19 protein-coding genes, 1 pseudogene and 1 riboswitch are annotated in these 20,117 nt (G+C 46.8%); of the genes and pseudogenes, 11 read left to right on the top strand and 9 right to left on the bottom strand.

Going from position 1 to position 20,117, the window contains the following annotated elements:
• Window positions 1-168 precede the first annotated feature (168 nt).
• The 4 genes from manZ to rsmD form a co-directional block, all read right to left on the bottom strand.
• On the bottom strand, window positions 169-1,005 hold the full coding sequence (manZ, locus tag DK423_RS08410; RefSeq protein WP_005559171.1) for a PTS mannose transporter subunit IID: 837 nt from the start codon (window positions 1,003-1,005) through the stop codon (window positions 169-171).
• Between the two features lie 13 nt (window positions 1,006-1,018).
• The gene (locus DK423_RS08415) at window positions 1,019-1,816 is read right to left on the bottom strand and encodes a PTS mannose/fructose/sorbose transporter subunit IIC (RefSeq protein ID WP_005559173.1); all 798 of its coding nucleotides are present in this window, start codon (window positions 1,814-1,816) and stop codon (window positions 1,019-1,021) included.
• Between the two features lie 17 nt (window positions 1,817-1,833).
• Window positions 1,834-2,811: a mannose/fructose/sorbose PTS transporter subunit IIB gene (locus tag DK423_RS08420; RefSeq protein WP_005559176.1), complete on the bottom strand. Its 978-nt coding sequence runs from the start codon at window positions 2,809-2,811 to the stop codon at window positions 1,834-1,836.
• Between the two features lie 301 nt (window positions 2,812-3,112).
• Complete coding sequence (gene rsmD, locus DK423_RS08425) at window positions 3,113-3,697, bottom strand: 16S rRNA (guanine(966)-N(2))-methyltransferase RsmD (protein ID WP_005559177.1); 585 nt, start codon at window positions 3,695-3,697, stop codon at window positions 3,113-3,115.
• Window positions 3,698-3,772: 75 nt separating this feature from the next.
• Between rsmD and ftsY the strand changes: the two genes are divergently transcribed.
• Both ftsY and trpS read left to right on the top strand, forming a co-directional pair.
• Window positions 3,773-5,140, top strand: coding sequence for a signal recognition particle-docking protein FtsY (ftsY, locus tag DK423_RS08430; protein WP_032996865.1), 1,368 nt, complete (start codon window positions 3,773-3,775; stop codon window positions 5,138-5,140).
• Between the two features lie 181 nt (window positions 5,141-5,321).
• Window positions 5,322-6,326: a tryptophan--tRNA ligase gene (gene trpS, locus DK423_RS08435; RefSeq protein WP_005559182.1), complete on the top strand. Its 1,005-nt coding sequence runs from the start codon at window positions 5,322-5,324 to the stop codon at window positions 6,324-6,326.
• An 86-nt stretch (window positions 6,327-6,412) separates the two neighbouring features.
• Here trpS and ribB read toward each other — a convergent pair whose 3' ends face one another.
• The 3 genes from ribB to ppa form a co-directional block, all read right to left on the bottom strand.
• Window positions 6,413-7,057 carry a 3,4-dihydroxy-2-butanone-4-phosphate synthase gene (ribB, locus tag DK423_RS08440; RefSeq protein ID WP_005559184.1) on the bottom strand — a complete coding sequence of 215 codons (645 nt, stop codon included), beginning with the start codon at window positions 7,055-7,057 and terminating at the stop codon, window positions 6,413-6,415.
• 92 nt (window positions 7,058-7,149) lie between these two features.
• A riboswitch (FMN riboswitch) is annotated at window positions 7,150-7,334 on the bottom strand.
• Window positions 7,335-7,736: 402 nt separating this feature from the next.
• The gene (locus DK423_RS08445; protein ID WP_005559188.1) at window positions 7,737-8,510 is read right to left on the bottom strand and encodes a M48 family metallopeptidase; all 774 of its coding nucleotides are present in this window, start codon (window positions 8,508-8,510) and stop codon (window positions 7,737-7,739) included.
• Window positions 8,511-8,586: 76 nt separating this feature from the next.
• Window positions 8,587-9,114, bottom strand: coding sequence for an inorganic diphosphatase (ppa, locus tag DK423_RS08450; RefSeq protein ID WP_005559190.1), 528 nt, complete (start codon window positions 9,112-9,114; stop codon window positions 8,587-8,589).
• Window positions 9,115-9,276: 162 nt separating this feature from the next.
• Between ppa and mtr the strand changes: the two genes are divergently transcribed.
• From mtr to DK423_RS11385, 3 genes and pseudogenes are all read left to right on the top strand, one after another.
• Window positions 9,277-10,521: a tryptophan permease gene (gene mtr / locus DK423_RS08455; RefSeq protein ID WP_005559192.1), complete on the top strand. Its 1,245-nt coding sequence runs from the start codon at window positions 9,277-9,279 to the stop codon at window positions 10,519-10,521.
• A 302-nt stretch (window positions 10,522-10,823) separates the two neighbouring features.
• Entirely contained in the window at window positions 10,824-11,057 is a 234-nt protein-coding gene (locus tag DK423_RS08465; RefSeq protein WP_005559194.1) for a DUF4298 domain-containing protein, read from the top strand.
• A gap of 202 nt (window positions 11,058-11,259) precedes the next feature.
• Window positions 11,260-11,459, top strand: a pseudogene (locus tag DK423_RS11385) (hypothetical protein); the annotation flags it as partial.
• 86 nt (window positions 11,460-11,545) lie between these two features.
• On the opposite strand, the gene aphA reads toward DK423_RS11385, so the two are convergent.
• Complete coding sequence (aphA, locus tag DK423_RS08475; RefSeq protein WP_005559196.1) at window positions 11,546-12,253, bottom strand: acid phosphatase AphA; 708 nt, start codon at window positions 12,251-12,253, stop codon at window positions 11,546-11,548.
• A gap of 214 nt (window positions 12,254-12,467) precedes the next feature.
• Here aphA and hslV point away from each other — a divergent pair, with 214 nt between their 5' ends.
• From hslV to DK423_RS08500, 5 genes are all read left to right on the top strand, one after another.
• Window positions 12,468-12,995, top strand: a complete 528-nt coding sequence (gene hslV / locus DK423_RS08480) for an ATP-dependent protease subunit HslV (protein WP_005554522.1) — start codon at window positions 12,468-12,470, stop codon at window positions 12,993-12,995.
• A 20-nt stretch (window positions 12,996-13,015) separates the two neighbouring features.
• A complete protein-coding gene (gene hslU, locus DK423_RS08485; protein WP_005559198.1) occupies window positions 13,016-14,347 on the top strand; it encodes an HslU--HslV peptidase ATPase subunit in 1,332 nt (443 codons plus the stop codon).
• Between the two features lie 65 nt (window positions 14,348-14,412).
• On the top strand, window positions 14,413-15,996 hold the full coding sequence (gene nikA / locus DK423_RS08490; protein WP_061886984.1) for a nickel ABC transporter substrate-binding protein: 1,584 nt from the start codon (window positions 14,413-14,415) through the stop codon (window positions 15,994-15,996).
• Window positions 15,997-16,094: 98 nt separating this feature from the next.
• The gene (locus DK423_RS08495) at window positions 16,095-16,838 is read left to right on the top strand and encodes an MlaA family lipoprotein (protein WP_032996149.1); all 744 of its coding nucleotides are present in this window, start codon (window positions 16,095-16,097) and stop codon (window positions 16,836-16,838) included.
• Between the two features lie 17 nt (window positions 16,839-16,855).
• Window positions 16,856-17,350, top strand: coding sequence for a YfbU family protein (locus tag DK423_RS08500; protein ID WP_005538674.1), 495 nt, complete (start codon window positions 16,856-16,858; stop codon window positions 17,348-17,350).
• Window positions 17,351-17,432: 82 nt separating this feature from the next.
• On the opposite strand, the gene DK423_RS08505 is transcribed toward DK423_RS08500, so the two are convergent.
• Window positions 17,433-18,116 carry a 2,3-diphosphoglycerate-dependent phosphoglycerate mutase gene (locus DK423_RS08505; RefSeq protein WP_005575952.1) on the bottom strand — a complete coding sequence of 228 codons (684 nt, stop codon included), beginning with the start codon at window positions 18,114-18,116 and terminating at the stop codon, window positions 17,433-17,435.
• A gap of 303 nt (window positions 18,117-18,419) precedes the next feature.
• Here DK423_RS08505 and DK423_RS08510 point away from each other — a divergent pair, with 303 nt between their 5' ends.
• Window positions 18,420-20,078, top strand: a complete 1,659-nt coding sequence (locus DK423_RS08510; RefSeq protein WP_005559205.1) for a phospho-sugar mutase — start codon at window positions 18,420-18,422, stop codon at window positions 20,076-20,078.
• Window positions 20,079-20,117 lie beyond the last annotated feature (39 nt).

The following is a 20,117-nucleotide window of genomic DNA, read 5'->3' on the forward strand; positions in this document are numbered from 1 at the left end:
TCTTGTGAAAACATCAAGATAAATCCCCCCTTCCGCCCTTCGGGCACCTTCCCCCGTAAACGGAGGAAGGCAAGATATTTAAAAAATATCAATGAATTATAATGTTTCGAACAGCTGTGGTCAGGAGACGCGCACCATCATTATTGCCATTGTGATGTTTATGTTGAATTACGCCAACACACCAAAATGGTAGCCGACGATACCCACGCCGAACAGCGCGAAGATGATATACATGGCGTTGATTTTTTTGCGTAGCAAATACATACACAAGAAAGTGAGCAACAATGCCGCCAAGCCCGGGAGCAAGTCGTTTAACACGCTTTGCACGGTGGTGACCACTTCATCGCCCATTTGATTTTTATAACGTGACAGTTCCAGCGGGATGTTAATGCTGGTCCATTTCGACACCAGCGAGCCCATCACAAAGAGACCGAGGATAGACGCCCCCTGCGTCAGTTTTTGTAAGCGACCGCCGCCCATGTCGTTCACGATTTCGGTGCCTTTTTCATAACCGTATTTGAAGCCGTACCAACGGGTTAAAGCGCGGCAGAGGTTAATGCCGATAAAGAACAACAGCGGTCCTAACAGGCTGCCGGTAATCGCCAACCCTGCGCCGAGGGCGGCAAGCACAGGACGCAATGTACCCCAGAAAATCGGGTCGCCCACACCGGCGAGCGGACCCATAAGACCCACTTTTACCCCGCTGATTGCCGCGTCGTCAATGTCTTTTGCCCCACTGGCGCGCTCTTGTTCCATCGCGGAGGTGACCCCGATGATGGAAGAAGCAACCCAAGGTTGGGTGTTGAAGAATTCCAAGTGGCGTTTTAATGCTGCCGCTTGATCTTCTTTTTTGCTGTACAGGCGTTTGATCGCAGGAATCATGGAAACACAGAAGCCCATCGCCTGCATACGTTCAAAGTTAAAGGAACCCAATAAGAAGGTTGAGCGCCAGTAAGTGCTATGAATATCTTTTTTCGTTAAAGCGAGTTTATTTTGTTCAGTCATGATCTGTTCCTTCTTAAAGTCCTTCAAGTTCATCATCGGCTAATTCGCGTTTGGCGCTGCTTGGTGGCAATGCCGCCTGATTGAAACGCGGATTTAATTGAATGTAGAGAATTGCCAAACAGGTACCTAAAATACCTAAGCCCACCAGGTTGTAACCGGAGAAGGAGGCAATTACGAAGCCAAGGAAGAAGAACGGCATTAACGCACCGGCGCGCATCATGTTGATTACCATGGCGTAACCGACCACCACAATGAAGCCCCCGGCGATTTGTAACCCGCGGGTGACCACTTCCGGAATGGAGTTCAACGCGTGGGTGACGGTGTCGGTGCCGGCAACCAATGCCACGAAGAAGGTCGGGATGGCAACACGCAAGGCTTGTAAGGAAAGACCGGCAAAGTGACAGAGTTCAATGCCGCGGAAGTTCGCCTGTGAGGCGTAATCGTCCGCTTTGTGTTGCAGGAAGATGGTGAGCGTACGCACGAAAATGGTTAACACCTGACCGGCCGCCGCCACAGGAATGGCGATGGCTAAGGCGCTGCCTTTGTCCTGACCGCCTTTGATCACCAAAATCGCCGCGATCACACTGGCAAGCGCCGCATCGGGTGCCATTGCCGCACCCACGTTCATCCAGCCGAGAGCGACCAATTCCAAGGTACCGCCCACGATAATACCGGTTTGTAAATCACCGAGCACCAGCCCGATCAGGGTACAGGCGACTAACGGACGGTGGGTCTGACGTTCGTCCAACACACTTCCCATACCGCAAATGGCGGCGACCAGTGTGACTAAAATAATTTCCATTGTTGTCATGGTAAATAATCCTCTAATTAGAATTTAACGGCATCAAGTTCTTTGTGGGTCAACATCACTTTCGGATTGGCGGCGACTTGTTGCAGGCTCAGTTCAACGCCTTTATCCAACAGTTGTTTGAAGGCTTCCACGTCGGTTTGGTTGACGGCAACCGCTTGGGAAAGCAATTTGTTGCCTTCGCGGTAAGTCATTCCACCCACGTTGACTTTCTCCACTTTCACACCGCCGTCAATTAAACGCACGATGTCGGACGGATTGGTCACCAACCATAGAATATTTTTGCCTGCGTATTTCGGGTTGTGATACACCTTAATCGCTTTTTCCACCGGAATGACGTAGGCTTTCAAGTGCGGCGGCGCAACTTGCAACAGCAAATCACGACGCAGCGGATCGTTCGCCACATCATCATTTACCGCAAAAATCGCTTCGCATTTCACCGCTTTCGCCCAAGAGGTCGCTACTTGACCGTGAATCAAACGGCTGTCGATACGTAGTAAAGAAATGTTCATATTGCCGGAAAGTGCGGTCGGTTTTGCCGCCGTTTTTTCCGCTTCGGCAGGTTTGGCGGTTTGCGCCGGTGCTGCGGCAGGTTGTGCGTCTTCTTTCGGCTGACGGAAAGATTTCACCGCCGCCACGCCCACTTCTTTGGCGGTTTCCACCAATTCCGGCAGGCTCGAGCCGTCTTTCGTGTCCAACACTTCCAGCAACATCGGCAAACTGATACCGGTCACAATATCCGTATTTTCCCGACCGGTGGCTACCCGCGCCGCCGCGTTATACGGGCTGCCGCCGAATAAATCCACCAAAAACAGCACCGGCTCGTTTTCCGGCAATGTGGCGATAATGGCATTGTATTTTTCAACCAAATGCTCACCGCCTTCACCCGGCAGGAAAGTAACAACATGGCAGTTTTCATCTTCGCCAAACACCATTGCGGCGGAGTTGACGATTTCTTCCGAAAACTTACCATGCGTTGCAACGATAATGTGGGTCATTCAAACCTCCTTTAAATTATTGTAAAAATTAGACATTTGAATCGTTTCAGCGAAAAATTCAAAACGATCGCAAACGTTTGCATAATGGCTAAGTGTATTCATTTGATGAAAGCCGTCAAATAGAGAGTTCAAAAATCGTGATCATGATCAACAAGTACGATGAATTGATGGCATTAAAAACAATATGTTGGCGATGAAATGTTATTTTATGTGAGGTAAGTTTAAGAAATTGTTGCAAAATATTTTAACGGGGGCGAGGAAATGGCGGGAGTGATCTTGCGCAACCACCGATTAAGCCCGCTCATTCCGTTTGATATAACCGATAGCTCACCTGACCGCTGTCTTTTTCTTTCAATAATGCCCAGGTTGCCGGCACGTGGGGATCTTTGCCTTTCTCCGTTTCCACATAAACCAAGGCTTGCGGACGCAACCAATGATGTTGCGCCAGCAGCGTAATGGCTTGTTCCGCCAAATCAAAATGGAAAGGCGGATCGAGAAAAACCACATCAAAGTGCGGTTGATTTTGCGGGTGATTTAAAAACTGCACACTGTTTTGATTCACCACCTGCGCACGGTCGGCACATTTCAGCGTCTGAATATTTTTACTTAACTGCTGCGCTACCGCTTTTTCCAATTCTAAAAACGTCACCTTCGCGGCTTGGCGGGAAAGGGCTTCAAAGCCGAGGGCGCCGCTGCCCGCAAAACAATCCAAACATTCGCTGCCGGCAATGTAAGGCATCAACCAGTTGAACAGGGTTTCTTTCACGCGATCGCCGGTGGGGCGCAGTCCTTGCGAAGACAGCACCGGCAATTTTCGCCCGCGCCATAACCCGGCGATAATGCGTACCTCGCCTTTCGTGCTTTGTGGAATTGTTGGTTTTTTCATATAAATCGGAAAATGATGTGTTTTTTTGCTAGAATAGCCGGCATTTTACCAAGTTTAAACGAGAGTGGACAATTTATGTCGGATGAAAAGAAAAAAGGCGGTTTTTGGTCTTGGTTCGGATTAGGCAAAAATAAACAGGAAGAACCTGAAGAACCGCAGGAACAAGCACCACAAGAAGAGACGAATCAGCACGTTCAGGAACCACAACCTGAAACGCAAGAAACGATGGAAAAAAACACCGCACTTTTAGATGAATCAAATACCGAAGACGCACAGTCAGAGCCGGAAGTCGCCGAAATTCAACCTGAAATATCTCAACAGGAGGAAACTGTACAGCCTGTTCCATCAGCGGAAATGGCGTCTGAATCCAATCAAGCTATCGAAACGCTTGCAAATTCGACCGCACTTTTAGACGAGGAAATGGAAGCGCAAGCCGAAAGTGCGGTGGAAATTTCCGATGAATTTCATGAACACCAAGAAGAAAGCGCTGTTGCCGACATGGTGGAAACACAGGAAAAACCAAGCGAAGGCGGCTTTTTCAGTCGGTTATTAAAAGGCTTGGTGAAAACCAAACAAAATATCGGCGCGGGCTTCCGTAGCTTTTTCTTAGGCAAAAAAATCGACGACGACCTGTTCGAAGAATTGGAAGAACAATTGCTTATCGCCGACATCGGCGTGCCGACTACCACCAAAATTATCAATAATCTCACCCAGCACGCCAGCCGTCAGCAGTTGCAAAATGCGGATTCGTTGTATCAACAGCTAAAGCTGGAAATGGGCGAAATCCTGAAACCGGTGGCACAACCGTTACACATCGACGGTAGCAAAAAGCCTTATGTGATTTTGATGGTGGGCGTAAACGGTGTAGGCAAAACCACCACCATCGGCAAGTTGGCGCGCAAATTCCAAATGGAGGGCAAATCCGTCATGTTGGCGGCGGGCGATACCTTCCGCGCGGCGGCAGTGGAGCAGTTGCAGGTGTGGGGCGAACGCAACCACATTCCGGTGGTGGCGCAAAGCACCGGTTCCGATTCCGCCTCGGTGATTTTTGATGCCATGCAATCGGCGGCGGCGCGTAATATCGACATTCTGATCGCCGACACCGCAGGGCGCCTGCAAAATAAAAATAACCTGATGGACGAGCTGAAAAAAATCGTACGCGTGATGAAAAAATACGACGAAAGCGCCCCGCACGAAATCATGCTCACCCTGGACGCCGGCACCGGTCAGAATGCTATCAGCCAAGCCAAATTATTCCACGAAGCGGTCGGTTTAACCGGCATCAGCCTGACCAAACTGGACGGCACCGCCAAAGGCGGTGTGATTTTCGCCATCGCCGACCAATTCAAGCTGCCGATCCGCTACATCGGTGTCGGAGAAAAAATTGAAGATTTACGCGAATTCAACGCAGAAGAATTTATTGCGGCTTTATTTGCTCATTAGGAGGATTAGACTTGTAGTTTTTTTATTCGCCTAATCAACCACTTTCCTTCCCCTGTGAACGGAAAATGGCAAAATATTTTTGAAGTATCAATGTATTATAATGTTTTGAGTAGTTGTGGTTGGGAAACGCGCGCCATCGCGAGTTATCAATAATAAGATGTAAAAAATTAAGGATGTAAAAATGAGCAAACCTATCGTATTCAGCGGCGTACAGCCATCGGGTGAATTGACTATCGGCAACTACCTCGGGGCGTTACGTCAGTGGGTAAAAATGCAGGATGATTACGAATGCCTGTTTTGTATCGTGGATCAGCACGCCATCACCGTGCGCCAGGATCCGGCGGCATTGCGCAAAGCGACCTTAGACGTGTTGGCGCTCTATTTAGCCTGTGGCATTGACCCGGCGAAATCCACCATTTTCATTCAATCCCATGTGCCGGAACACGCGCAACTGGCTTGGGTGCTGAATTGCTACACTTATTTCGGCGAAATGAGCCGCATGACCCAATTCAAAGACAAATCCGCCCGTTATGCGGAAAACGTCAATGTGGGTTTGTTCACTTATCCGGTGTTAATGGCGGCGGACATTTTGCTTTACCAAGCCAATCAAGTGCCGGTGGGCGAAGACCAAAAACAACATTTGGAAATCACCCGCGACATTGCTCAACGTTTCAACGCCTTATACGGACCGCACTTTGCCGTGCCGGAAGTGTTTATCCCGAAAGCGGGCGCGCGCGTGATGTCATTGCTGGAGCCGGAAAAGAAAATGTCCAAATCCGACGAAAACCGCAACAACGTCATTGGCTTATTAGAAGACCCGAAAGCGGTTGCCAAGAAAATCAAACGCGCGGTGACCGACTCCGACGAACCGCCGGTGATTCATTATGACGTGAAAAACAAAGCGGGTGTGTCGAACTTGCTGGATATTCTTTCCGGCGTCAGTGGCAAAACCATCGCAGAACTTGAACAGGAATTTGAAGGCAAAATGTACGGTCACTTAAAAGGTGCCGTGGCAGACGAGGTTTCCGCCATGTTGACCACTTTACAGGAACGTTACCACCATTTCCGCAACAACGAAGAATTACTGCACCAAATTGCCAAAGAAGGCGCGGAAAAAGCCAAAGCCCGCGCGCAAGCAACACTGGCGAAAGTGTATGAAGCCGTCGGGTTTATTGCGGTGAAGTAATTAATCTTAAACAGAAGTAAAAAAGTGCGGTTAAAATCCATCATGAATTTTAACCGCACTTTAGTTTAGATGTTTAGCAAAACCGTTTAGCAGTGATATTTCTGACGGTATGCAATCAAATCTTCAATGGTCACAATCGTATAACCCTGTTGTTTCACGAATTCCACCAGTTCCGGCGCTCTTGCCATGGTGCCGTCGTCGTTAGTGATTTCGCAGATCACGCCTGCTTCTTTATAGCCTGCCAAACGCGCCAAATCCACCGCTGCTTCGGTGTGACCGTTGCGTTGTAGCACGCCGTTCGGGGCAGCACGTAATGGGAAAACGTGTCCCGGGCGGTGTAAATCGCTCGGTTTGGCGCCATCGGCAATGGCGGCTTTGATAGTGGTCACGCGGTCGGCGGCAGACACTCCGGTGGAAACCCCTTCGGCAGCTTCAATGGTGACGGTAAAGGCAGTTTTATTCACGCTGGTGTTGTGGTTTACCATCGGCGGTAAATCCAGTTGTTTGCACAATTCATCGGTAATACATAAACACACGATGCCGCTGCCATAGCGGATAAGTTTTGCCATTTGGGCGGCGGTGATAGTTTCGGCGGGGAAGATTAAATCGCCTTCGTTTTCGCGATTTTCATCGTCTAACACAAGGACGCCGTCGCCTTGTTTGAAAGCTTCGATCGCGGTTTTAACACGTTCTTCAGCGGTGCCGAACGGGGATAATAATGACTGATTCATAGTAAATGCCTTTTTAATAAGATGAATTTATACCAGAATCAGGGCGGACGATAAAAAGGACAAACACAGGTTTGAACAAACCTGTGCTGCTTTTTTATTCTCTTTCATCCAGACTGTCACTGTCGGCTTTGGATTCGCACCAAATCTGCTGACTTTATCGAAAAAAACGTAACCGAAAACGACCGCACTTTTATCGATAAACGCTCGTGGGCTTGCGTTGAAATATTCCTTCACGCTTACCACCGGTAGGGACTTTCACCCTGCCCTGAGAATGCGCGCCTAGTATAGCGCAAAGGGGCTGGTGTTAAAATCGGTTTTTGGCACACAAGGACGATTTAACGCGTCTAATACGAGTTAATCGGCATAACTCTACTCAGCCCTAAAAAAATTTCCCAAAGCTATTTCAAATAGTCCAATGAGAGAATGAAGTACGAACAAGAGTTGTTGGTAGCCTAACGTTAATTCGCAAAAGTTAATTCAAATTTTCAATCATGGAAAATTTTAGGGAAAATCTACCAAAATGAACCAAAAGAAATACCTTTAACCTTACATTACCAGGCTAGGCTTGTTATTTTACTGCAAGTTAAAATTCAGTTTCAGGTTTTGTGTAACTGCTACATAATACTGGGTGAATTAAAAAACGCCGAAGAAAGTGACCGCACTTTTTTGCTAATTAGGATTAGCGTTTTTTGCTTTGTTTGTATAAGGCAACTGCTTCAGGCATTAAGCGCACTAAGTTCTCTTGGCGATCTTTGTCGCTTGGGTGAGTTGAACTTAATTTGTCTAAGATACCTTGAGAGCCGGTTGAGGCTTTTTGCATTTTGTCCCACAATTTTGGTGCCGCTTCAGGGTTGTAACCGGATTTTGCCATTAATATTAAACCGACTTCATCGGCTTCGGTTTCCGCACTACGGGAATACGGTTTGTCCAAGCCCCAGTCTTTGGCTAAGCCCACTACCATTGAGCTGCTGTCAGAGCCGATTTTCGTGGCTAACGCTTCTTGTGCAACACTAGCGACAACATCGGTGAATTGACCGATATTGGCTTTTTTCTTACCGTGTTCTTTTAAGGCATGTGCCATTTCATGTCCCATTACGGTGGCGATTTCATCATCGGTTAAACGTAAGTTATCCACTAAACCGGTGTAAAACGCCATTTTCCCGCCAGGCATCGCCCAAGCGTTAAGTTCTTTGGACTTGATGACAGAAATTTGCCAGTCAAAGGCTTGCCCTGTTTTGTTTTCGGCATTGGCATACGGCACCATCTTGTTAAAGATTTTGCGTACACGCTGTGCGGTTTTTGATTTGTTATCCACTTGTCCGTGTGCTTGTGCCTGGCTGATCATTTGTGCGTAGCCCATAGCCGCTTCTTGGTTAATGGAAGCGGAATCCGCACAAGCAGTTAAGATGCCGATAGTTGAAACTAACACGAACATTTTGCCTAATTTAGACATAGATTTTCCTCAGTAAGGTTGGTTGTGTGTAAAAAACCGCCCTTCCGAAAAAGGGCGGTGGTAAAAAAGATTTCAATTATTTTTTCGCACGTTCAAATGAATCAAGGATTTCCTGACGGGCGGCTTCAACACCTTCCCAGCCTTCCACTTTCACCCATTTGCCGGCTTCTAAGGCTTTGTAGCTTTCAAAGAAGTGCTGGATTTGTGCTTTTAACAATGCAGGTAAATCGCCTACATCTTTAATGTGATCGTATTCTTTGCTCAATTTAGTGTGCGGCACCGCAACCACTTTCGCATCGCCGCCGGCTTCATCGGTCATTTTTAACACGCCTACAGGACGGCAACGAATGACCGAACCCGGTTGTAACGGATACGGAGTCGGCACTAAAACGTCAACCGGATCGCCGTCGGAAGAAAGGGTGTTGTTTATATAACCATAGTTGGCAGGATAGAACATTGCCGTTGCCATGAAACGGTCCACAAATAATGTGCCGGTTTCTTTGTCAACTTCGTATTTAATCGGATCTGAGTTTGCAGGGATTTCGATGACAACATAAATATCATCAGGTAATGCTTTACCTGCCGGTACGCTTTCTAAGCCCATTTGTTATTCCTTCTGTTGAGTGTCAATAAAACTGCCCAATTATAGCGGGAATCCGTTTCCTTTGTCGAGTTACACGACATGAATCGGCAAATTAAAACCTATTGTCTTTTCCATTTGCACTATTATAATAGTTCAAATTTTTTTCATGAAAGGAACAGCATTATGACGACAGCAAAACGCCCTTCATTACTTGGCGGCGCGATGATCATCGCCGGCACGGCAATCGGTGCGGGAATGCTCGCCAATCCCACCTCCACCGCCGGCATTTGGTTTACCGGTTCCATCGTCATCTTAATTTACACCTGGTTCTGCATGACCACATCGGGCTTGATGATTTTAGAAGCCAACCTGCATTATCCCACCGGCGCCAGTTTCGACACCATCGTCACCGATTTATTGGGCAAAGGCTGGAATGTCATTAACGGTTTGTCCGTAGCGTTCGTGCTGTATATTTTAACGTATGCCTACGTCACCTCCGGCGGTAGCATTACGGAAAGTTTCCTCAATCAATTGGGCGAAAACGTGGAAGTGGGACGTAGCGCAGGCTCGCTGATTTTCTGTCTTGTTTTGGCGGCGTTTGTATGGTTCTCCACAAAAGCCGTTGATCGCTTCAGTACCGTGCTTATCGCCGGCATGGTGATTTCTTTTTTCCTGTCCACTGCGGGATTATTAGGCTCCGTGAAAACGGACGTTTTATTTAACACCGTGGCACAAGGCGAACAGCAATATTTACCTTATATTTTGACCGCACTTCCCGTGTGTTTGGTGTCTTTCGGCTTCCACGGTAATGTGCCGAGCTTGGTGAAATATTACGATCGTGACGCTTATCGCGTGGTGAAATCCATTTTCCTCGGTACCGGCTTGGGGCTTGTCATTTACATTTTGTGGCAACTTGCCATTCAAGGTAACTTACCGCGTGCCGAGTTCGCCCCGATCATCGCCAAGGGCGGCGACGTTGCGGCATTATTGGAAGCGTTGAGCAAGTACATTCAAACGGATTACATCGGCATTATTCTGAATTTCTTCGCTTACATGGCAATCGCCAGCTCTTTCCTCGGCGTCACCTTAGGCTTGTTCGATTACATCGCCGACTTATGCAAATTCGACGACAGCCGCTTGGGGCGCACCAAAACCACTTTGGTGACGTTCTTACCGCCTTTATTGCTTAGCCTGCAATTTCCTTTCGGTTTCGTGATCGCCATCGGTTACGCCGGTTTGGCTGCCACCATTTGGGCGGCAATTGTACCCGCGTTATTGGCAAAAGCCAGCCGCAAAAAATTCTCGAACGCGACATATCGCGTGCGCGGCGGTAACTTCATGATTTATTTCGTGATCCTGTTCGGGTTATTGAATATCTTCGTGCAAGTGGCATTGCAATTAGGCTGGATCGCGAATTTTAAAGGATAATATGTCGGGAAAGCAAAGCGTGTATGATAGAGCGTTTCTTTCGTGTTTTATCAAAAACTGCAGGGTTAACCCCTGTAGTCTGAATGAAATTACCGTTATCGGGCGATATATCGGGCAGGCACTGAGATTTAGGCTACGGTTGTGGTGAGCATCTTAAACTGTATTTGGAACAGAGGGAACTAAACAATTTGAGTCTGTGCAGTACAGAGCTCAGTATTTAAAAATCTATTTCTCTGTCCAAGTTAAGGGAAGGCACTTTTGAGACGAAAGTGCGGTTATTTTTGCAGCGTTTTGGAGGTTAAATGTTATCGAAAGCACGTTTAGAGCAAATCACCGAAATGGAAGCCTTAGAACGTTATTATTTTGACGGCGATTGGCGCGCGGATTATGAAGCCCATGAGCGTGGCGATGTTCCGAAAGAGTTGCCTTGCGGCGTATTGGGCGAAGATCCGATTTTTGATGCGAGTGTGACACAACGGGATTTGGCGGTACGGTGGCTGAAATTAATCAGTCGGATTTTAGACAACAATAAGTAATTTGTTAAAAAACACTGTGCTCATTTTCAATTTACTATGAATGAGTACATTTGTTTTGTCCCCAAAGTTTATGTTTTTTAGAGAAGTTAACTGCTTATGCAGTAATTAATACGTCTGGACCGTTCTATAGTACATTGTTGTTAGTGTGGTTGGGCTTATAGACATTGTTTTCAGTTAGCATTCCGGAATTCTCCGTTTTGCTGATTTATTCGGCTTTTATAAGGTAACGAATGATATTACGTTAAGCGCGGGCATGTATTAACCCCTTGATAAAAGGTATCACACTTGGGTGCTTTATATGGTAATAGCACAATAAACAACATTGATAGAGACGGATTAGTGCTTGAACGCTTTTACGCCCTGGGTCGTAATTATTCTGCCTCCATCGAAATCCGCTTCTAACCGAGGCTGAAATTCATCGTAAAAAACGACCGCACTTTGAGGGGGCTCCTTCAAAGTGCGGTCAACTTTTTATGTGTTTTTAAAAACTAGTAGCTTGAGTTAATTAACACTTCTTCGCCGTAGCCGCCGAGGGTTGGCATCGGTTGGTATGTGGAGTTGGCGGCGCGCATGAGGCGGATGCCGCGAACACCGGCTTCTTTGGCGGCAAGAATGTCATCGTCGCTGTCGCCATAGTGAATGGTGACTTTGTGTTCGATAATGCCCGGAGTTTTGTTGTATTTGGTGGTGCGATCACGTCCGCCCATGAATTCTACCGGGTGCATATTCTTAATGTTAAAGGCTTTTTGTAACACCGGGGTCACGCCGTCTTTGTCCCCGGCGGTACGGCCGGTGATGAAATAAATTTGGTCGCCGCGCTCTTGGTGCATATTGATTAAATCCACCGCAATTTGTTTTGGAATGGAATATTGGTCACAACCGGCGTTTACTTCGTTCCAGAAATCCTGATTTTTCAAATAATCCTGTTTACCCGGTGAGTATTTTTGTTGTCCGTGATAAAAACACGGGCTGCTGAATAATACGGTGTCGTCAATATCAAAGCTTACATTCATCGGTACTTTGCCTTCCAATTCTTTTTTCAATTGGTCAACGGAAATCCAGTGAATCGGTTGTTCTACCAACATTTCTCGGGCGTTGGTGCCTTGGTGGGTATAGGGTTCACTTTTTGCCGCCATTGCCGGAAGGGTTGCGGCTGTTAGCATGGCGATGAGGGATAATTTAACGAGGTTTTTCATGGTAACTCCTGAGTGCGTTGTTAATTGACGGTAGTTATCGTACCTGTTCTATTCCATTGTGCAATTTAAGCAATCGTTTGCTATGTAAAATTCTGATCATGGTCACACTTTGTCGGGATAATTGGCGGAGAAATAATCAGTGATCTTTTCTCTTGAATTCTGTGAATTCACCACAATATAGCCCACATCTTTTCTTGGTAAAAAAGGACAAATGATGACAACGATTGTAAGTGTACGTCGCAACGGTAAAGTGGTTGTCGGCGGGGATGGACAGGTTTCTCTGGGCAATACGGTGATGAAGGGTAACGCGCGCAAGGTGCGTCGTTTGTATAACGGTAAAGTGTTGGCGGGATTTGCCGGCGGCACGGCGGATGCCTTTACGCTATTTGAATTATTTGAACGTAAACTGGAAATGCATCAAGGGCACTTGCTGAAAAGTGCGGTGGAATTGGCGAAAGATTGGCGCACCGACCGCGCATTGCGGAAGTTGGAAGCCATGCTGATTGTGGCAGATGAAAAAGAAAGTCTGATTATCACCGGTATCGGCGATGTGGTGCAACCGGAAGAAGATCAGATTCTTGCCATTGGTTCCGGCGGTAACTACGCTTTATCCGCCGCTCGTGCGTTGGTGGAAAACACCGATTTATCTGCCCGTGAAATTGTTGAGAAATCATTGAAAATTGCCGGTGAGATTTGCGTGTTCACCAACACTAATTTCACCATTGAAGAATTACCGAATTAAGAAATCATAAGGAATAAACTATGTCTGAGATGACTCCGCGCGAAATAGTATCAGAATTAGATCAACATATTATCGGGCAAAGTGAAGCGAAAAGAGCGGTGGCAATTGCATTGCGCAATCGCTGGCGCAGAATGCAGTTGCAGGAGCCGATGCGTTATGAAGTGACACCGAAAAATATTTTAATGATTGGTCCGACCGGGGTGGGAAAAACCGAAATCGCCCGTCGCTTGGCAAAGTTAGCCAATGCACCGTTCATTAAAGTGGAAGCCACCAAATTTACCGAAGTAGGCTATGTGGGGAAAGAAGTGGATTCCATTATCCGCGACTTAACCGACAGCGCTATGAAACTGGTGCGTCAGACGGAAATTGAAAAAAATCGCGTGAAAGCGGAAGAAGCGGCGGAAGAACGTATTTTAGACGCCTTATTGCCGGCGGCGAAAAACCAATGGGGCGAAATGGAAAACCGCGATGTACAAAACAATACCCGTCAGATTTTCCGTAAGAAATTACGTGAAGGTGAGCTTGATGATAAAGAAGTGGAGATTGATGTCGCCGGTGTGCCGATGGGCGTGGAAATTATGGCACCTCCGGGCATGGAAGACATGACCAGCCAGCTGCAATCCATGTTCCAGAATCTGTCCAGCGGGCAAACCAAAAAGCGCAAAATGAAAATTAAGGATGCGTTAAAAACTTTAGTTGATGACGAGGCGGCGAAATTGGTGAATCCGGAAGAGCTGAAACAAAAAGCTATTGATGCGGTGGAACAAAACGGTATCGTGTTTATTGATGAAATTGATAAAATCTGTAAAAAAGGCGAATATAGCGGGGCGGATGTGTCCCGTGAAGGTGTGCAGCGCGACTTGCTACCACTGGTGGAAGGTTCTATCGTTAACACCAAGCACGGCATGGTGAAAACCGATCATATTCTGTTTATTGCCTCCGGCGCATTCCAAGTGGCGCGCCCGTCCGATTTGATCCCGGAATTACAGGGGCGTTTGCCGATTCGCGTGGAATTGTCGGCACTCACCGCCGGTGATTTTGAGCGCATTCTAGCCGAACCGAATGCCTCTTTAACGGAGCAATACAAAGCCTTGATGGCGACGGAAGGCGTGAACATTGAATTCACCCAAGATGCCATTAAGAAAATTGCCGAGGCGGCATTCCGCGTGAATGAGAAAACCGAGAATATCGGCGCCCGCCGGCTGCATACGGTGATGGAACGTTTGATGGATAAAATTTCCTTCAACGCCAGCGATATGGACGGACAAACTGTCAGCATTGACGCGGCGTATGTCAGCGAAGCGCTCGGCGATGTCATCGAGAACGAAGATTTAAGCCGCTTTATTCTTTAATCTTTCTCTTTTGATTTTAGGCATGATAGTTGTATCATGCCTTTTGTTTATAGATGGAGAGATTCATGAAAAAAATAACTTTAATTCTGACCGCACTTTTCACTGCCTTGCCAAGCTGGGCGAATATGCAAAACAACGAATTGGATTACGCCAGCACGAAAGATATTCGTGATATTAATCCGCATTTGTATAGCGGTGAAATGGCGGCGCAGAATATGGTGTTTGAGCCCTTGGTGCTGAATACGGAATTCGGTCCGCAGCCGTATTTGGCGGAAAGTTGGAGTATCTCGCCGGATGGCAAAACCTATATTTTCAAATTACGCAAAGATGTCAAATTCAGCGACGGCGAACCATTCAATGCGCAGGCGGTGAAGCTGAACATCGATGCCGTGCTGGATAATTATACCCGTCATGCATGGTTGGAGCTGGTGCAACAAATCGACAGCGTGCGCGTTATTGACGATTACACCATTGAACTGAAACTCAAAAACGCCTATTACCCGACCCTCACCGAACTGAGCTTAACCCGCCCGTTTCGTTTTATTTCACCGAAATCCTTCATTGACGGCAAAACCAAAGATGGCGTGAAAGAATACGCCGGCACCGGTCCTTGGATGTTGGTGGCGCATGAAGAAAATCAATACGCCCGTTTCACCGTAAACCCGCATTATTGGGGCCAAAAGCCGCAATTAAATGCTGTAGTGTGGAATGTCATATCTGATCGTCAAGCCATGTTAGCGGCATTGGAAAACGGCGATATTCAGTTAATTTTCGGTTCCGACGGCGACATGGTTAACATGGATGCCTTTGATAAGCTGAAATCCTCTAAAACGCTTTCCACTCTGTTAAGCGAACCCACCGCCACCCGTTTCATCATACTAAACAGCGGACGGGAAATTACCGGCGAATTGCCGATGCGTGAAGCGTTGGAACACGCCGTCAACAAGCAAGGTATTGCGCAAACGGTGTTTGCCAATTCGGAAAGTGTGGCGCAAACGCTGATGTCAAAAAATGTCCCTTACAGTGATGTGGAAGTGAAAACCTTCGATTACGATATAGCTAAAGCCCGCCAACTATTGGATTTTGCAGGCTGGAAATTGCCGGCAGGGAAATCCGTGCGAGAAAAGCAAGATAAGGTCTTGTCATTGTTGTTTTCTTATAACGCCGATAATGCGGCGGAAAAAGAAATTGCCGAACTTATCCAGACGGATTTAAAAAACATCGGTGTGGATTTACGCATTGTTGGCGAAGAAAAAACGGCATATCTGGAACGGCAAAAAACCGGCGACTTTGATGTGCAATATTCCCTTTCCTGGGGCAAGCCTTATGAACCCGCGTCTTACATTTCTTCTTTCCGCAGCCCCGCCCATGCCGATTATCAGGCACAAAAAGGGCTGAAAAACAAACCGGAAATAAACCTAATTATCGGCGAATTATTGATCACGCCCGATGAAACGCTACGCAAGAAACTTTATGTGAATTTATGGAGAACGCTGGCGGATCAAGCGGTCTATCTGCCGTTGACTTATGCCCGCACCAAAGCAGTGTTCGCCAATGAATTAAAAGGCGTGGGGTTTAATCAGTCGCAATATGAAATCCCTTTTGAGCGAATGTATTTTTCGTCCGCACAAGCCCCCGTGACCAAATAATCGGGCGGCATAAAGTGCGGTCTGTTTTCCAAAAATTTTTGTAGTTAACAGGCAAGTTGTTTACAATGAAGCCATTTTTAATTAAACAGAGTGTCATTATGAAAACACAGAAACTTTTAGCCGCCTTATTGCTCGGTTCCGTCGTGCTGGCCGGCTGTTCATCCACCATCGATCCGGAAACCGGTGAACGCAAAGATGCGTTAGAAGGGTTTAACCGTAAAATGTGGGATTTCAACTATAATGTTGCCGATCCCTATGTGTTAAAGCCACTTGCCAAAGGCTGGAAAGAATATGTGCCAAGCCCGGTGCGCACCGGTGTGATTAATGTAGCGGATAATCTGGATGAACCGGCAAGTTTCGCCAACCGTTTGGTGCAGGGTGAATTCAAGCAAGCGCTGATTCACTTCAACCGTTTCTGGATTAATACGATTTTTGGTTTGGGCGGTTTAATTGACGTGGCAAGTTATAGCGATCCGCTGAAAAAACAAGGCGATAACCGTTTCGGCGATACCTTGGGCAGCTACGGCGTCGGCACCGGACCTTATGTGATGTTACCGTTATACGGACCGGCAACGCCACGCCAAGACATCGGCAACCTGGCGGATACCACTTACCCGATGCTTTCCCTGCTTGGTCCTTGGGGCTTTTTAAAAGCGGGTCTGCAAAGTATTGATACACGTGCTAAACTGATAGACAAAGAAGCCTTATTGGATCAGGCACAAGATCCGTATGTCGCTTTTCGTGAGGCTTATTTCCAAAATTTAGACCAACGTATTAATGAGAGCAAAGGAAAACAAGCAGATTCAGAGTTATCACAAGATATACTCAATCAAATCAATTAATAAATGGGAGAATGATTATGGAAATGTCAACTACTCAACGTTTGATTTTAGCTAATCAATATAAGTTAATGAGCCTACTCGATTGTGATAATGCCGCTAAATATCAACGTTTGGAAACCATTGTAAAAGGTGGCTTTGCTTTAGAATTACACACTTTGGAAAATGATTTCACCAACATTTCGGAACGCGAATGTCAAACGGTGTTAGATACTTTGGAAATGTATAAAGCACTTCAAATTTCTTACAACAATTTAGAGAACAAATCCGAATTAAGCGAACATCGTTTACAGTTCGTCGGTTATTGTGCCATTCGTGAGAAGAAATACCTAAGCTACCTGCGTTTCATCACCGGCGTAGAAGGGAAATATCAGGAATTTATGCGTTGCGAACACGGCTGCGATTCTCAAACCCCTATGTGGGACAAATATTCCCGTATGCTCGAAGTCTGGCGCGCTTGTCCGCATGAATATCATTTAAGCATGGTGGAAATTCAAAATATTCTGAATGCTTAAATCAGGTTAAAAAACACCGAAAAAATTAACCGCACTTTACCCTCATAAAGTGCGGTTGTTTTTATGGCGAATTTATATCTGATTACAAATAGAATTTCTCAACCACTTTCAGATTATCGTCTAATTTGTAAACCAGCGGCTGACCGGTCGGGATTTCTAAATCCATAATGTCCGCGTCGGAAATGCCTTCAATGTGTTTTGCCAATGCACGTAAAGAGTTACCGTGAGCAACCACTAAAACGCGCTTACCGCTTAAGAGGGCAGGGGCGATTTGGTCATCCCAGAATGGAAGCACGCGCGCTAACGTGACTTTCAGGTTTTCGCCGTCCGGAATCACATCATCCGGTAAATGTGCGTAGCGACGGTCATTGTGAGCGGAATTCGGATCTTTCGGATCAAGTAATGGTGGTAATGTGTCGTAAGAACGGCGCCAGATGTGAACTTGTTCGTCACCGTATTTTTCGGCGGTGGCTTTTTTGTCCAAGCCTTGCAATTCACCGTAATGACGTTCGTTTAAGCGCCAGTTTTTCACTTGCGGGATCCATAATTGGTGGGATTCTTCCAAGACGATGTTACAGGTTTTGATGGCGCGGGTCAGAACGGAAGTGAAGGCGATGTCGAATTCGAAACCGGCGTCTGATAATTTTTTGCCTGCCGTTTTGGCCTCTTCCACACCGCGTTCGGTTAAATTCACATCACGCCAACCGGTAAATAAGTTTTTTGCATTCCATTCACTGAAGCCGTGACGAATAAAAACTAATTCCATAATAAGTCTCCTAAGATTAATTGAAAAAACTGCGTCATTTATAGCAAAAAAACGTTTTTTTTGAAAGGAAAACGCCGAAAAATTTTACCGCACTTTAGGCGTCAAAAGCGTGATCAATTTGATTTTTTATCGGATTTTGACGTAATAAAATTTGTATTAAAATCATGTAATCGATTGCCTCACTTTGAATTTGTGAAATAGATCAAAGTGTCGCAAATTAATCGGAAATAATCATTTTACTTTTAGTGGTTTTTCGATAGGCTAGGGGAAGATTTGTACATTGACTTTAAGGAAGGAGACAGTATGTCAGTACTTTTTGATATCGCACAAAATTGGTTAAACCAAGATCTGGATGTGGAAACACACGCAGAATTGACCGCACTTTTAAGTGCTGCGAAAGGCGGTAATGCTAAGGCACAGTCCGAACTCGCCGAACGTTTTAACGGACGTTTGCAATTCGGCACCGCCGGTTTACGCGGTCGCCTGCAAGCGGGTTCCATGGGCATGAACCGCGTGTTGGTGGCGCAAGCCGCCGGCGGTTTGGCATTATTCTTAAAAGAATATGACAAGCAACCTTCCATCGTAATTGGTTACGACGGACGTAAAAATTCCGATGTGTTTGCGCGAGACACTGCCGAAATCATGGCAGGCGCAGGCATTAAAGCCTATTTATTACCGCGTAAATTGCCAACGCCGGTGTTGGCCTATGCCATTCAATATTTCGACACCACCGCCGGCGTGATGGTCACCGCCAGCCACAACCCGCCGGAAGATAACGGTTATAAAGTCTATTTAGGCAAAACCAACGGCGGCGGACAAATCGTTTCCCCGGCAGATAAACAAATTGCCGCGCTTATTGATAAAGTCGCCGCCGGCAGTATTAAGGATTTACCGCGCAGTCAGGATTATGCGGTGTTAGACGACACCGTGGTGGACGCCTATATTGCCAAAACCGTTTCACTTGCCAAAGAACCACAAACGGACATTAACTATGTTTATACCGCGATGCACGGCGTGGGTTATGAAGTGTTGAGCAAAACCTTGGCAAAAGCGGGTTTACCGCAACCGCATATTGTCGCCGAACAAGTGTGGCCGGACGGCACATTCCCGACGGTCAATTTCCCGAATCCGGAAGAGAAAGGCGCATTGGATTTGGCAATTAAGGTAGCGAAAGAAAACAATGCCGAATTTATTATCGCCAACGACCCCGACGCCGACCGTTTAGCTGTCGCAGTGCCGGATGCCGAAGGCAACTGGAAGCCGTTGCACGGCAACGTAGTAGGCTGTTTCTTAGGCTGGTATTTGGCGAAACAATATCAAGCCCAAGGCAAAAAAGGCGTATTGGCGTGTTCTCTCGTGTCTTCGCCGGCATTGGCGGAAATCGCTAAGCGCTATGGTTTCGGAGCGGAAGAAACCCTCACCGGCTTCAAATATATCGGCAAAGTAGGAGGCTTATTATTTGGCTTTGAAGAAGCCCTTGGTTACTTGGTTGACCCGGACAAAGTGCGTGACAAAGACGGTATTTCTGCCGCCATTGTGTTCTTGGATTTAGTGCGTAATCTGAAAAAACAAGGCAAGACTTTGGCGGATTATGCCGCTGAATTCACCAATGAATTCGGTGCTTATGTGAGCGGGCAAATTTCCATTCGCGTCAGCGATCTTTCCGAAATCGGCAAATTAATGACCGCACTTCGCAACAACCCGCCAAGCCAAATCGGCGGTTTCAATGTGGCGCAATTTATCGACCACACTAAAACTGACCGCCAAAGTGACATTCTGGTCTTTGGGCTCGAAAACGGCAGTCGTTTAATTGCCCGTCCGTCCGGCACCGAACCGAAAATCAAGTTCTACCTCGATGCCCGCGGCACTGACCCGAAAAACGCCGACCAAGTGCTAGCCGACTTCGACGCCGCCGTCCGCGCTATTCTGCGCCAAGAGGCTTATGGGAAGCAGGATTGTTGATTTTCCTCCATTAACTAAAAATGAAAAACGGTATTCTTA

It is taken from the genome of Aggregatibacter actinomycetemcomitans (assembly GCF_003130205.1).
In the GTDB taxonomy this organism is placed as follows: domain Bacteria; phylum Pseudomonadota; class Gammaproteobacteria; order Enterobacterales; family Pasteurellaceae; genus Aggregatibacter; species Aggregatibacter actinomycetemcomitans_A.